Genomic DNA, 13,399 nt, shown 5'->3' with positions numbered 1-13,399 from the left:
AATCCGATTAAGTGATCAATATTGCGCCTTCAGAAACCAAAGGGAGTTGGAAATGACTGAAGCCACTACAACTATACGTGACCACAAAAACACTATTCAGACTGCAAGTGGTACGATAGCTTCAATTGGACTTGAGCAAGTAGGAAAGAAAGTTGCAGGAGCACTTATAACCCCCGCAACCTGGGCGCTAAATTACGCCTCAGAAGGATCCAAGCCCGGAGCGATCGATATTGGAATATGGGCAACTGGGTTTCTATCCGCCCCTGCCGCTATTGTTACTGGATTAACAAAGGCCGTTGTCGATGACGATACTCAACGACGAATCCAAATCGTTAAATCTAAAGAGCCATCGAAATACTCCCAGTTTATCCTCCCCTGTAGCACTTACAGCTCATCGGCTCCGGAAATAGCAGCTATGACAATCGCCACCAAGGGTGGAACTGCCTGGATCAGCAATGCAGGTCTCTGGGTTTTCATTAGCGACGCGAACGGAAGCCTGGTAGCCGACTATCAACCGGCAGAATTCGTGAAAATTTACCGACCAAAGAAGCCATATCAAACTGGCATAAATGGTGGGTTCAACTGGGAGTCAGTAATAAAAAGATGAATATCAGAACTATTCCGCTACTTCTATCGGCTACTTTATTAAGCGCTTGCGGGCCAAATCAATCCGATGTGAAAATTTCAAAAGCCAAAGAGTTTGACATCTTCTGCGAACAGTTTAGCAAGGTTACGAAAACCAAAAATTTTGAAAGATTCACGCCTGAAGAGCGTGCGAAATTACTGGATGAAAAAATATCTAAAGAGATCAGTACTTCTGGTGATGCTTACATCGCATGGTCAGCGATCCAAAATGCTACACCGTCGCAAAGAGCAGGATTGTATATAGATGCAGCAATAAGCGCAGGAAATGCAAGCTGGGAATGCACAGCTATCGACAACTTTGCGGATCAAGTAGGCTCAAATTAAAGCCAAGCGGCAGGCGTGCGGCATATATCGGTTGCGCGCCTCTCGACGATCCGGGTTGACTCCACCATTTCAGCAGCCTCATCTTTCAGAGCCTCACCGCCCCCCGCTAGAACGTAGTCAACTACAACCGCCCCACCGTCAAATGCTTCCGAAAACCAGTGCCAGCGTTCATGGGTCCCACCCTCGGTGGAATACGCTACTTTTACCAGGCACGTTTTAAGGCCATCGGACTGGCCGCAGTTGTAGCTGGAATGGACATTCTGCTTGCCTGAATTTAAAGAATCCGAAATTCTGAAAAGGTACGTGGGTGTATCTACTTGCATCCGTTCCAAGCAATTAGGACGAACTTCAGCCACTTTTTTCCCCTGCTCCTCATAAAGCAGGTACTCGTGGCCAGATGGAAGCTCAGACTTACTCCATCCGCTCGAGGCTCCAATCATTACTCCAATATCAAACTCAAAAACATCCCCCAAGCTCGCCTTGCTATTACGTGAAGCTTGAAGTTCGCCATTACCGTAAAACCCACCCTTATCTGCAATAAATTCTTTAATGGAAGTGTCTGAAATATACGTCCCGATCAGAGCGACAACAAAAAGAGTGACCAAACTCACGGTCTTCAGGATTTCGCTTCGTTTATTCCAAGGAGAGAGGCATATACCGATGGTTACCAGTACAGCGATCAACACCGGAGTAATTCGCGGCCATCCTTCCACCTGAAAAATACGGTTCCAGTAGAATAGGTATTGCAAAGTAACAAAATAAAAGATCCCGACAATGGCAAAAACATTTGCCCGATAGAGCCTATCTTTCGCCAATTGCTTGCTATTGAGAGCGATGAATATGAGAAATAGTGGGACTAAAGCATCCATAGCACGAAGTGATTACAATCCTGACTAATTGAACCGACGTCTACTCTACCATGCTACCAGGGAAGCATCGCTATCTGAGCTGACTCTCGGGGCCGAACTATCCCGGTTGAAATCCCTGAAAGACCAATTTGTGAACCACCTCTCAATCGGAACGTATACCCCCCGGAGTTACCAAACGAGTTTCACTCTCTGCCTCTCAGGAGTGCGCCAACGCGTAATCGATCGCCGCGCACACCGCTACGGCCTGCGCATCATTGCACTGTTCGGGCGTCGCACGCGGGCTGTCGGGGTAAACTTCGGTTGTCGTCTTGTAGCGCGCGCTGGTTACGCTGGCGCACAGTCCCAGCTGTTTTAGCGGGTATTCGATCACTCCACGGGCCACCACCGGTGAGCCGATTATTTCATTGTTATCGTCCGCCGGGGCGATATGGGTCACCTGCTCTACCGCCGCAATCACCGCCTGCTGGAATTCGGGCTGCGGGTTTTCGCTGTCATCCACCAGATAAAAACCGTCGGGAATGCCGCCCGGGGAAAATGGCTTGCCGTCGCGGGCGGCCAGTGCCGGGCGGAATTCTGTTTCGTCGGTATCCGTGGTTTCGTGCAGGTCAATATGCATGACCACTCGATCGCGGATTGGTGAAACCAGCCGCATCAGGGCTGCGGATTCTTCGGCCGGACTGTTGTCGTAGAAGGAACGATTTGGGTCGATGGCGTTGGGGTTCCAGCGGTGGATGCGCTCGTAAGCCCAGGGACTGACGCAGGGTGCCACCAGCAGATTCACCCGGCCGGCGCAATCTGCGGCATGTTGATCAATAAACTGCAGCGCTCCGTGAACCCCACTGGTTTCGTAGCCGTGTACCCCACCGGTCACCAACGCCACCGGCAGGTCATCCTTCCAGTCGCGGCTGCGAATCGCCAGAAGCGGGAAGCTCTGCTCTCCATATTCCAACCGGCCGTACTCTTCAAGGTCGAAGCGATCATGTAGACGCTCGATCTTGCTGACCACCTCTGACTCGTAGCTGCGGTGGCGGGTCTGGCGCGACAACCACTCCGCGCGCTCCGCGTCGCCCCAGGGTTTGCCGGGGGTTCCGATTGGATAAAATGCTTGGGCTGAGCTCATAGTGGTTGTTCTCCAGAGTTGACCGGGCATGGCTACATCCGAGGCAGCCACATCCCCATGGTAGCGGCAAAGACGCCAATGGCCATAAAAACAGTCAGGGGCACCAGCGTACCTACAAAAGCAATCTGCAAGAGTGGGCCTGCATCGCGCCTCTGACAACGGAAGTACCATTCCAGCATGGCCAGAGGAACCAGATACTGGCCAACGCCCAGCGCGTAAATAAAGGGGCCAGTAAAAGTCTCCCAGTCAATTCCCCAACCGCCGGTCAGCGTCGCCCAGCCCATCAACGCCACACGTAAGAACCATACCGCGCTGGCCGCCATAAACAGGCGCATGGCCCAGCGCCGGTGCTCGGCAATGCGGCCGGCCAGTACGTTGCGCAGTGCCAGAAATGCAAACACCAGAATCAGGACTCCATCGATCGAGATGGTGATCTGCGACCAGAGATTACCCAGGCTGTGGCGGGTCCAGATCATATACAGCCCACCTACACTGGCAGTCACGGCAGCCAGCAGATAACTGCGGCCCAGCCAGCGGTGGAAAGTCGGCGCGTGTTTGCGCACCGCCGGAATCAGTTGCAACGGACCGCCACCAATCACAATCGCAGCCAGCAGCACGTGCGCTACCGCCGCAAGGTTGCCGAGCATATCGCCCTCGCGAAAGCCGGCCGGCAGGTGCTCCAGGCTCTGCAGGCCGTTCAACCCCGACTGGGCAATGGGCGGATAGAACACGGCAAAAATATAAAAAAGGAACAGTGCGTGGCCGAGTGCCGCGATACCAAACCAGGCTGTCACCGCCAGATTGACGGCCCGCCGCGAATCAAATGGGCGGGGCAGTGTTGCACTGAGTACGGCGTCGTTCATCGTTTTTCTCCAGGCGACTTATTGTGGGGCTTTTACTTGGTGAGGCTCTCCATAGCTTTCACTGCGCAGTCCTCGTGATCCTGGGCGCTAGTTGCCCAGCGACCATGGTCGGTCCTTTCCCATAGCCGAACATCGCCCATAGGCCGGAATCTGATCTCCCCCAAAAGGTGGAGATGGCGCAGCACCCACCTCAACCGCAAGACTCATGACAGCCCAACACGCCTGGTTTAGCATGCAGCAATGAAATCATCGCTCCCCAATAACCCGATACCAGAACCGCATCAGGCCAACACGGAATTGCCCAAGCTACCGGCCTGGCGACCATGGCGCGGGCCGTTTGAGCGCTGGCCACAGCTGACCGATCTACTCATCGCTATCCTCGCCTTTGTACTGACGCTGCTGATGTGGTCGCGCCAAAGCACTAGCGATGTGCTGGCCCTGCAAAGCCTGTGGGATGTCACCGCGTTTCAATGCGCCTTCGTCGGCTGCTTTGCCCTGCTGTGGCGCCGCAGCTTCCCCTGGCAGGCGCATGCCGTTGTACTCGGCGCAACCCTGATACTGGAACTGGGCTTGCCCGCCGAAGGTATCGTTGCCCTGGCGTTTTCGCTCTACAGCCTTGGCAGATACGAGGCCAACACCCGGATCAGCTTGTTTTCGGTTGCGGCGACGCTGGCGTACATAGTGCTGGACGAGCGGATACCGTTTGAACCGACGGCCGGAGGAATCGTGGCCCTGGTGCTGGCATGGGCCCTGTGGCACATCGGCCGACGGCTGCGCTTTCGCGGGGAACACCTGCGATTGCTGCAGGAGCGAGCCGAGTATCTTGAGCGGGAACGCCATGCCGAATCCGAGCGCGCTGTAGCTGCCGAGCGCACCCGCATCGCGCGCGAAATGCATGATGTGGTGGCACACCAGGTCAGCCTGATGACCGTGCAGGCCGGCGCTGCCAGAACCATCTGCCGCAACAATCCGGAAGCAGCGAGCGAAGCCATGGCTGCGGTGGAAGCCGCTGGCCGCCAGGCTCTGGCAGAAATGCGACACCTTTTAGGTGTCCTGCGCCCGGTCAGCAACGGAACAACGCTGACACCACAACCAGATCTGGGCGACCTGCCCGCCCTGATCGAAAAGGTGCGACAAGTCCTGGCCAAAGTGGAGTATGAAACCCGGGGCGATCTCAGCCGCATACCTGCCAGAACCGCCCTCGCCGCCTATCGCATCGTCCAGGAATCCTTAACCAACGTAATCAAACACGCCGGTGCTGCGGCCAGCGTGCATGTCAGTGTGCGCGCAGAACCGGGCGAACTAACTGTGTGCGTGCGCGATGACGGGCACAGCCAAAGCCAGCAAACACAGTCAGAACAGTCCGGTGGTGGACACGGTATTACCGGCATGCGCGAACGCGCTGAATTACTCGGGGGGCAATTGCACGCGGGCGCAATAGATCGCGGCGGCTTTGAAGTCTACGCGCAACTGCCCACTGAAGATGGGAGATCACAATGATTCGTGTAATGGTGGTGGATGACCAGGCGCTGGTGCGGCGTGGCTTCGCGCTGGTACTGGATAACGAGCCCGATATTGAAGTAGTGGCCGAGGCCGGCACCGGCATCGAGGCAATTAATGCGGCCCGTGAACATCGGCCCGATATAATCCTGATGGACATCCGTATGCCGGAAATGGACGGACTGGAAGCCACCGCAAAAATCCTGACAACAGACGTCGCCACCAGTCGTGTCATCATCCTTACCACCTTCGACCCCGACGAATACGTATTCCGTGCGCTACAGGCCGGCGCGAGCGGGTTTGTACTCAAAGACATTCCGCCGGAGTCACTGGTAGAGGCCGTGCGCACCGTGGCCGATGGCGGTGCCATGCTGGCCCCGGGTATCACCAAACGCCTGATCAGCGAGTTTGCACAAAAACTGGGAACCGGCCGCAACCTGGCCGAGCGGTTGGATCGGCTCACCTCCCGGGAGCGCGAAGTACTGACGGCCATTGCCGCCGGCAAGAGTAACGTCGAAATCGCCGAAGCCCTGTTTATCGGCCCGGCCACGGTAAAAACCCACGTATCCAGCCTGCTGTCAAAACTGGGATTGCGCGATCGCGCCCAGGCCGTGGTTTTCGCGTATGAATGTGGGTTGGCCAACGTCGGAGAGCGCGATGTTGGTTTCTAGTACGCCAGTTGCCACTGCCTCGACAGGGCTGCAGCGCAACTCTCTGTATAACCTGGCTGCGGTAAGCGCGTTGCTTCTCGCCATATTCCTCACACTGGGCGCATACGGACACTTTGGTGCAGTTTGGACGGAAATTTGGCACCCGGACACAGCCCTGCAACGTCGCATTCTGTTGTTTCTCCCCGGTGCAATGCTCGCCACCACCGCGGCATTGAATGCCCTAATTGCCAAACCGCTCTGGCAGGCCCGCGGGTATGCGCTCAACATCGGGCTTGTCGGTAACCTGCTGACTGCGGCATACCTTGTCTATTTGGTAGCGCGTGGTGTGCCTGGCCACCCGATTGGAGTTTTCCTAGCGTTGGAAACATCCCTTGTGATTTTGCTGGCGGGAATTCGTGCAGGGCTGGTTTGGCCGGCTGAGATTAAGGCATCCACTGAAGGGAAAATTGATCAGGAAAACGTGTTCAGTCGATCGCCCCAAACAGCCCCAACTGCCCATCCACCAGAGAATCAAAATCCAGGTCGATAAATGGCAATATGGCATCCGCCACCGGCTTAAGTTGCTTGTCGATATAGTGCTGGTAATCGATCGGTGACTGACGGTACTCCAGAGGCTCCGGACCGCTGAGGGTGATCACATAACGAATCCAGCCCTTGTTCTGGTATTTGGGTGACAGCCCCTGCTGGCGGCGGTGTTCATCGGCCAGTCGTGCGGCGCGCACCTGGGGCGGAATATTTTTGACGTATTGCTCCAGCTTGCGCCGGAGCCGTTTGCGATACACCAGCTGCTCGTCCATCTCCCCTGCCCGGGTTTTCTCCACCATCTCGCGGATATAGCCGGACGGATCAGCGCCCTTAAACACCATTCCGTAGAGTTGTGTCTGGAACTGCTTGGCGAGCACAGTCCAATCGCTGCGCACGGTTTCCAGGCCCTTGAATACCAGCTTTTCTTCGTCCCCATTCAACACCAGGCCCGCATAGCGTTTCTTGGAGCCGGCCTCGGAGCCGCGAATGGTGGGCATCAGAAATCGCTGGTAGTGGGTTTCGAATTCCAGCTCCAGTTCACATTCCAGCGCGAGCTCATCTTTGAGTTTGTTCTGCCAGCGTGTATTGATCTCGCTGGCCAGACTCTTACCGGTCGCATCCGCCTCTTCCGGGCTGGGTTTGCCACTCAGCCAGACAAAGGTGGAGTCGGTATCGCCGTAGATAACCTGATGACCAAGCTCCTCAATCCAGCGAGCGGTCTGCTGCATGATCTCGTGACCGCGCAATGTGATGGAGCTGGCCAGGCGCGTGTCGTAAAAACGGCAGCCCCCGCTTCCCAGTACCCCGTAGAAGGAGTTCATGATGATCTTGATCGCCTGTGAGCGCGCGGCATCCTTTTCCTGCTTGGCAATGTCCCGCTGTGCCCAGAGATTGGTAATGATGTCCGGCAGGAAGTGCTTGTCGCGGGAAAAACGCGCGCCGCGAAAACCGGGGATGCTGTTCTCACTTGCCTCGTCATCCGACAGTTCGCCAGTCAATCCGTCAGCCAACCCCTCAATCAGGCCCATAGGATCAATCTTGAAGGTGCGGATAATGCTCGGATACAGGCTCTTGAAATCCAGCACCAGTACGTTGTCGTACAGGCCCGGCCGGGAGTCCATCACATAGCCACCGGGGCTCGCCAGACCGCCGTCGGCCGGCAGGTTGGGCGCCACATAGCGGCTGCGGTGTAACTTGGGCAGGTAGAGGTTGGTGAAAGCCGCCACCGAGCCACCGCTGCGGTCGAGCTCCAGGCCCGTGAGCTGAGCCCGCAGGCGCAGGTAATCCAGCAAGCGGGTGTGCTGATAGATGTCCCAGACCAGACGGCAGTCTTCGAGGTTGTAGGCGGCGAGTTTGGGTTTGTTATGGCGAAAGTCGTGTTCAATCGCGGCCAGGCGGTTGTCTACATCTTCGGTGTCCTTACCCCTACCAAGCAACGTCTGGGCCACGAACTCCAGGCTGAAACTTTCAAAGTTGTAAGTGGCATTCTTCAGCCCGTCGATGCCGTCCAGCACCACCCGGCCCGGCAGTGTCACAAAGCCCTGATTACCTTCGCGGCCATCCCGCCAGCGGGCATCGGTGCCGCCGCGCCCCAGCTTAAGGCGCAGACCATGGCGCCCGGCCCGTTTAATCAGCAGCCGAAAATCAAAATCCACCACGGCCCAGCCGATGATGATGTCCGGGTCCAGGGATTGGATTCTGGCCTCCAGGGCCTGCAGCAGCGCCCGTTCGTCATCCACCCAGTGGATGGTGGTTTCAGCACTTTCGGGCTGTCCCACCATCAGCACCTCTTCCACGTCGTGCCCATACAGGCCTATGGAATACAGCTCACCCTGGCCGGAGCACTCGACATCCAGGGAAACCACCTTGAACTCTGGCCGAACTTCTGCCCCCTTAAGACGCACGTTGCGGTATTCCGTATAACCTTCTTTGGCCCGGGCCACACCCTCAAAGTAGAGGCCACCCCGGGCAAAGCGCTCCATCAGGTAGCGATCGTGGAGACGAAAATCCGCTTCGAATATCTCGATCCCGCGATCTTGCAACAGGGTCTGGGCCCGGCGGTGGACATCGATCGTAGGAAAATACAGCATGGCCGCTTCTTCGCGGCCAAAAGTCTGGAAGCCCAGCTGCTGCCAATCATGAGGGATGCCGGCCAGCGCCTCGGATACTTGGGGCCGATCCGCCACTTTGACCATAAAAACCGGGCGCTCACCCTCAATAACCAGCTTGACCGGGCCCTCGGGTGTGGCCAGCCAGTAGTGGATACAGGTGCTGCCGCGCTGATCAAAGCTGTGGCGGGTGAGGAGAAATCCTTGGGACAAGAGGCTGTACTGGCTTGATACTTGGATTAGAGATTGCAGGCATTTTACTGGATAAATACACAGATATCAGCAATTGCCAGCGCCGAGCTTAAGGGCCCCCGGGCGACCTGGTCTCATCACCAGGAAAGGCGGGCCGCTACACGCGCTTCATCCGCGTCCAATGAAAACGACCAGCCATTGCGTTCACACAGCCGTTCAACGATTCCCAGGCCAAGACCATACCCTTGCGGCGACACAGACTCGATGGGTGTGTGCCGCTCATTCACCGCACTACTAACCTGATTGGTGACAAACAGCGCGCGATCTCTGATATGAATCGTGATTGGCCCCTGGCCGTCAAGGGTGTGCTGGAATGCATTCCGCACCAGATTATTGACCGCGATAGAAAACGCCTGGGAATGTCCGCTGGCAACGGGTTTGGATAGATCATCGATTTCTACGTCGACGAATTTCCCGTTTAATAGATGGCGCTGCTGATCTATCGCCTGGCTTACCAGCGGCATTACTGAAAACTGTTCGTCGTACAAGCCATCGTCGGCTTCGCGAGCGAGGCACAAGAACATTTCAATGGTGGCTTTCATTTCAAAAGTGGCACGCTTCACTCGCTCAACCACCTTCGCATCGGCCGCAGAAAGATCGCTCTGTTCCAGTAGCTCCAGCGCGCCCATGATCACGGTGATCGGCGTCCGCAACTCATGGCTGGCAGAACCGGTAAAGTATCGCTCCCTATCAATAAACGCGCTGATCCGCTCAAGGGTCTTCTCAATGGTCGTGGCGAGCACGCCGACCTCATCATCGCCAAACCGGTAGGACTCAATGCGTTTGAGATCTTCGGCCGCCAGCTTTTTCGGGTCGATCTCCGCGACCACCTTCGCGAGCTGCACGACTGGGGCGACCGCTCTGCGCATCACAAAAATTCCCAGCCCGAAACCAAGCACACCAAGTGCAGCCACTACCCCGGTGATCGCGAGCAATAACCACCAGTCCTCTGATGACGCAGCCTCAATCCCGGCAACGTCGTAAACCACAAAGGCGGTTCCCTGTCCGCTTTCAGATGGCACTACCGCTACATGGAGCTCTTCGGACTCGAATTCATACAGTCCTTCGGCAGGATTTGTCTGCGCCCACTCCCTGAGAGATTCCGGCAGGCTGCCAATGTCATCGTATGCACGAAGGTTTATCGACATAGTGGGATAATTTTCGACGGCAAGCTGCAGCTGACGTACAAGGACACGATCCTCGCTCAACCTCATCGCGCCGAAGAACGCGAGCCCCCAAACCACGCTGAGAACCGCAACACACATCGCAAATGCAATGGCGACGCGCTTGCGTAAACTGTAGCGGTACATTACTCAACATCCTCTGCAATTCGGTACCCGATACGATGTACCGTATGAAGTAGCGGGTTTTCAAACGGCCGATCGATCGCCTGGCGCAGCTTGTACATATGCGAGCGGAGCGCATCGCCATCGGGACGCTCGTCCGCCCACAGCAAGGTTTCGAGCTCATCGCGAGCGACAACAGACGGGGCCGCCTCCATCAGTCGTTGCAGCAATCTCATACCCGCGGGAGTGAGTTCGACCCGCTGCCCCCCGCGGCGTACTTGTAAGGTGGAGCGATTCAATGTCAGATCACCGACCGTTAACAAACTGGTGGCTTTTCCGTGGCTGCGCTTGTACAGCGCCTGCAGTCGCGCGTGCAGCTCCTGCAGTGCGAATGGCTTGATCAGGTAATCATCGGCACCCACCTCGAACCCCTTGAGCTTATCGTCCAGCGTATCTCTTGCGGTCAGCATCAGCACGGGCGTTTCCACTTCCGCATCCACTCGCAGCTTGTGGCAGAAACTGAGGCCGTCCATCCTCGGAAGCATCAGGTCCAGCACAATCACGTCGAACGGGTTGGTTAACGCCAGGTGCATAGCGCTGATACCGTCATAGGCAAAATCCAGCACATAGTTATGCTTATCAAGATACGCGGCGATGTTCTCGCAAATATCGCGGTTATCTTCGACAATCAGCACTCTAATCGGTGCTTCACCTAGCGCTTGTACCATCAACGATCCCCTTGCCCGTTACGAGTTACCATGCGCTTTTTACCACGCATAGTCCAAACGCAGACCAATAAGCGGCTCGGCCTCGCTATCGTCTTGCACTACAACACCACGACGGTAATCAAACTCGGCATCGTCGCTCGATGACGCCGCGGTCAGGTTGATAACATCGAGAAAAGCCGTTGCATCCACCGGGCCAAATGCGCGGCGATAGTCAACGCGCACGTTCAACATGGCCGTGCTGTCTTTGCGGCCGACATTGCGCTCAGTGATCTCTTTCGAATAGCGCAAAGGCTCGCCCTCCCCCAACACGTCTGAATGAATGATAAACGCATCGTCTGGTCTGCCGGAAAGATATTTGTAACGCCCGGCCACCTTCCAGCGGTCGCTGATTTCCCAGGTCAGGCCCAGGGTAGCGACATGCTCGCGGTTGAACTCGGCGGCGACGGCACCGCGACCGTCCTTCCGGTCCACTTCGGCATCGTTGTAGGAGTATGTCGCGGTAGCGTAAATGCCCTCGCGAATCGTACCGTTGGCCACCACATCCATACCGTAGGATGTACCGTCGCCGATGTTGGCAAAGGTACCACTTGCCCGATCTAGGTCTACCACCAGCTTGTCGAGGTTCTGATAATATGCTTCCGTCAACACCGACCAATTGCTGGTCGGAAAGTATTCAGCCCCGATACTGGCGTGGGTGATCTCTTCGTTCCCAAGGTCGTTTGACTCATTCGCGGCGAGGTCTAAGAACCGTGGGGACTGATGAAAGAGGCCTGCGGTCGCGAAATAGCGGAAGGTATTCCCCGGCCGCCAATTGACGCTGAACCTGGGCGACGCGAAGCTTTCGTCTGCAAAACCGTCCCGCTCCAGGCGCAAGCCAGTGCGAAAATCCCAATCGCCCCGCTCAAACACCTGCTCGGCGTAACCCGCATAGCTCGTCGCTTTCTGATTGAGCGAAGAATTGATGCTCTCGGGTGTCAGTACAATGTAACGCTGGTCCGGGTCTGGCCTGAAATCATCGTCGTCGTAGACAAACCGAATCCAATCGCCATCCAGGACGGTGCTATAGTCCAGTTCCGTTTGCGTTACGCGAACACCAGCGCTGAACACGCCCCACTGATTCACTGTCTCGAAGTCGCCCCGCCAGCCGATCTCTGTCTCACCCTCACCGATGGTAATAATGTCTTCCCGCACCGGAAAACTGGACGCGGGCGATCCCTCAGGAACGAGATCCGGAAAGGATTCCCCCTCTGAACTGATCTTGTCGCTGGTGCGGTAGTAAACCTTGTTGGTCAACACCGCTTCTTCACCGATCAGAGACCGCAATGTGAAACCGTACAAATCACTATCCTGTTCGGATTTCTGGAGCGCCGCGTCTTCGAAATTGGGCGACGCAAAAACGTGGGTCACATCGCGAAAATAGTCTTCGTGCGTGTCTATCAGAAGTACTTCGAGCGTATTGCTCTGATTGATGGGCACAACCGACTTTACGATCACATCTCTCAGCACCGGCGCGCCAATATCGAGCTCTTCGATGGTTTCAAAAAACGAACCGAAGTCGAGACGACGGGCAGAAACGAGCAAGGTAGAGTCTTCCGTGATACCGGCAGGACCATCGTAACCCACTTCATAGCCCGCAATGTCGAAGCGCAGGCTCGCGGAAGGGCTTGGGTTGCCATCGGCGACCTCCAGATTGAGTAGCGATGCCGCCCTGCCCCCGTAAGCCGCACTCCACCCGCCGGGCGAAAACTCGGCACCACTGATCACGTTCGGTGCAAAAATCGAGAAGCGGCCGCCGCCACCAACATCCTCCTCTTCACCCAGGGTCGCATCAAAGTGCACCGCTTTATCAAACGGAAAATCATCAACGAACAGCAAGTTGTCCCTTGGGCCGCGGCCACGCACACTGAAGCTCGCGAATTCACTGGCGGACGCCAGACCAGGCAGACCATCCAGCGAGAGTAGCGGATCCGCGCCACCGCCAACCGCACTGCGCAACGCCTCTCGATCGAGGTAGGTACTACTTGCGGATGCAAAGGCATCCGGTTGTTGTGCCCGGACCTCCACCTCCTCAATGGCCTGCTCCCGAAGGTCGAATTCGATTTTGACATTCTTGCGCGTAACCACGCGCACACTGGGCTCATAGGAGGAACTGAACCCACCTTTGACCACATTCACCGAGTAAAGACCGGGGTCGAGCAGATCGACGACAATGCGGCCTTGTGCGTCGGTTTCCACCGACCGCGTGGAGTTGGTATCCCGCTCCCTGATCACAATCTGCGCAGATGAGAGTGGCCGGTCCGTATTCTGATCCTTCACCACAATCGTCAGCGCACCGGGGGTTTCCGCTGCGTGGGTAAAAAGTGGAGTTCCCATCAACAGCGCCGATAACGTCAACCGCGATACCTGTGTCAATTGCCTGCTCATATTGTTATTCCCTTTATTGCCCCGACAACAATCTGCCGATATTTATTGGTGAATCGGTGGGAGGTTAACAATGCAAATGTGACC

General features: G+C 56.3%; 12 protein-coding genes. 5 read left to right on the top strand and 7 right to left on the bottom strand.

Annotation, left to right across the window (positions count from 1 at the left end):
• Positions 1-52 precede the first annotated feature (52 nt).
• A complete protein-coding gene (locus tag ACXAG1_RS01985) occupies positions 53-607 on the top strand; it encodes a hypothetical protein (protein WP_475118782.1) in 555 nt (184 codons plus the stop codon).
• Positions 604-969, top strand: a complete 366-nt coding sequence (locus tag ACXAG1_RS01980) for a hypothetical protein (protein ID WP_475118781.1) — start codon at positions 604-606, stop codon at positions 967-969. The genes ACXAG1_RS01985 and ACXAG1_RS01980 overlap by 4 nt, the downstream gene beginning before the upstream one ends.
• Here the strand turns inward: ACXAG1_RS01980 and ACXAG1_RS01975 are convergent.
• From ACXAG1_RS01975 to ACXAG1_RS01965, 3 genes are all read right to left on the bottom strand, one after another.
• On the bottom strand, positions 966-1,838 hold the full coding sequence (locus ACXAG1_RS01975; protein WP_475118780.1) for a hypothetical protein: 873 nt from the start codon (positions 1,836-1,838) through the stop codon (positions 966-968). The two genes, ACXAG1_RS01980 and ACXAG1_RS01975, sit on opposite strands and share 4 nt — an antisense overlap.
• A 196-nt stretch (positions 1,839-2,034) precedes the next feature.
• On the bottom strand, positions 2,035-2,958 hold the full coding sequence (locus ACXAG1_RS01970; RefSeq protein WP_475118779.1) for a M14 family metallopeptidase: 924 nt from the start codon (positions 2,956-2,958) through the stop codon (positions 2,035-2,037).
• A 32-nt stretch (positions 2,959-2,990) separates the two neighbouring features.
• Positions 2,991-3,821 (bottom strand): DUF2306 domain-containing protein, encoded by an 831-nt coding sequence (locus ACXAG1_RS01965; RefSeq protein ID WP_475118778.1) that lies wholly within the window; start codon positions 3,819-3,821, stop codon positions 2,991-2,993.
• 240 nt (positions 3,822-4,061) lie between these two features.
• Here ACXAG1_RS01965 and ACXAG1_RS01960 point away from each other — a divergent pair, with 240 nt between their 5' ends.
• Genes ACXAG1_RS01960 through ACXAG1_RS01950 form a run of 3 tightly spaced genes read left to right on the top strand, consistent with a single transcriptional unit; the run spans position 4,062 to position 6,521 of the window.
• On the top strand, positions 4,062-5,321 hold the full coding sequence (locus ACXAG1_RS01960) for a sensor histidine kinase (protein WP_475118777.1): 1,260 nt from the start codon (positions 4,062-4,064) through the stop codon (positions 5,319-5,321).
• Complete coding sequence (locus tag ACXAG1_RS01955) at positions 5,318-5,992, top strand: response regulator (RefSeq protein ID WP_475118776.1); 675 nt, start codon at positions 5,318-5,320, stop codon at positions 5,990-5,992. Before ACXAG1_RS01960 ends, ACXAG1_RS01955 begins: the two co-directional genes overlap by 4 nt.
• The gene (locus ACXAG1_RS01950; RefSeq protein WP_475093107.1) at positions 5,979-6,521 is read left to right on the top strand and encodes a hypothetical protein; all 543 of its coding nucleotides are present in this window, start codon (positions 5,979-5,981) and stop codon (positions 6,519-6,521) included. The genes ACXAG1_RS01955 and ACXAG1_RS01950 overlap by 14 nt, the downstream gene beginning before the upstream one ends.
• Here the strand turns inward: ACXAG1_RS01950 and ACXAG1_RS01945 are convergent.
• The 4 genes from ACXAG1_RS01945 to ACXAG1_RS01930 all read right to left on the bottom strand — a co-directional run bounded on the left by ACXAG1_RS01945 (position 6,457) and on the right by ACXAG1_RS01930 (position 13,315).
• Positions 6,457-8,838 carry a DNA polymerase II gene (locus ACXAG1_RS01945; protein WP_475093108.1) on the bottom strand — a complete coding sequence of 794 codons (2,382 nt, stop codon included), beginning with the start codon at positions 8,836-8,838 and terminating at the stop codon, positions 6,457-6,459. The two genes, ACXAG1_RS01950 and ACXAG1_RS01945, sit on opposite strands and share 65 nt — an antisense overlap.
• 116 nt (positions 8,839-8,954) lie before the next feature.
• Entirely contained in the window at positions 8,955-10,187 is a 1,233-nt protein-coding gene (locus tag ACXAG1_RS01940) for a sensor histidine kinase (protein ID WP_475093109.1), read from the bottom strand.
• Positions 10,187-10,891 carry a response regulator transcription factor gene (locus ACXAG1_RS01935; RefSeq protein ID WP_475093110.1) on the bottom strand — a complete coding sequence of 235 codons (705 nt, stop codon included), beginning with the start codon at positions 10,889-10,891 and terminating at the stop codon, positions 10,187-10,189. Before ACXAG1_RS01935 ends, ACXAG1_RS01940 begins: the two co-directional genes overlap by 1 nt.
• Before the next feature lie 39 nt (positions 10,892-10,930).
• Positions 10,931-13,315 (bottom strand): TonB-dependent receptor, encoded by a 2,385-nt coding sequence (locus ACXAG1_RS01930; protein WP_475118775.1) that lies wholly within the window; start codon positions 13,313-13,315, stop codon positions 10,931-10,933.
• Positions 13,316-13,399: the final 84 nt, after the last annotated feature.

The organism is Microbulbifer sp. ABE4_465, from assembly GCF_056160765.1.
This window is presented reverse-complemented; position numbering and strand designations above follow the sequence as displayed.

Excerpts from the sequence above, each read along its gene's own strand:
- ACXAG1_RS01985 (WP_475118782.1), top strand. The coding sequence starts at position 53 with ATGACTGAAGCCACTACAACTATACGTGACCACAAAAACACTATTCAG.
- ACXAG1_RS01980 (WP_475118781.1), top strand. The coding sequence starts at position 604 with ATGAATATCAGAACTATTCCGCTACTTCTATCGGCTACTTTATTAAGC.
- ACXAG1_RS01975 (WP_475118780.1), bottom strand. The coding sequence starts at position 1,838 with ATGGATGCTTTAGTCCCACTATTTCTCATATTCATCGCTCTCAATAGC.
- ACXAG1_RS01970 (WP_475118779.1), bottom strand. The coding sequence starts at position 2,958 with ATGAGCTCAGCCCAAGCATTTTATCCAATCGGAACCCCCGGCAAACCC.
- ACXAG1_RS01965 (WP_475118778.1), bottom strand. The coding sequence starts at position 3,821 with ATGAACGACGCCGTACTCAGTGCAACACTGCCCCGCCCATTTGATTCG.
- ACXAG1_RS01960 (WP_475118777.1), top strand. The coding sequence starts at position 4,062 with ATGAAATCATCGCTCCCCAATAACCCGATACCAGAACCGCATCAGGCC.
- ACXAG1_RS01955 (WP_475118776.1), top strand. The coding sequence starts at position 5,318 with ATGATTCGTGTAATGGTGGTGGATGACCAGGCGCTGGTGCGGCGTGGC.
- ACXAG1_RS01950 (WP_475093107.1), top strand. The coding sequence starts at position 5,979 with ATGTTGGTTTCTAGTACGCCAGTTGCCACTGCCTCGACAGGGCTGCAG.
- ACXAG1_RS01940 (WP_475093109.1), bottom strand. The coding sequence starts at position 10,187 with ATGTACCGCTACAGTTTACGCAAGCGCGTCGCCATTGCATTTGCGATG.
- ACXAG1_RS01935 (WP_475093110.1), bottom strand. The coding sequence starts at position 10,891 with ATGGTACAAGCGCTAGGTGAAGCACCGATTAGAGTGCTGATTGTCGAA.
- ACXAG1_RS01930 (WP_475118775.1), bottom strand. The coding sequence starts at position 13,315 with ATGAGCAGGCAATTGACACAGGTATCGCGGTTGACGTTATCGGCGCTG.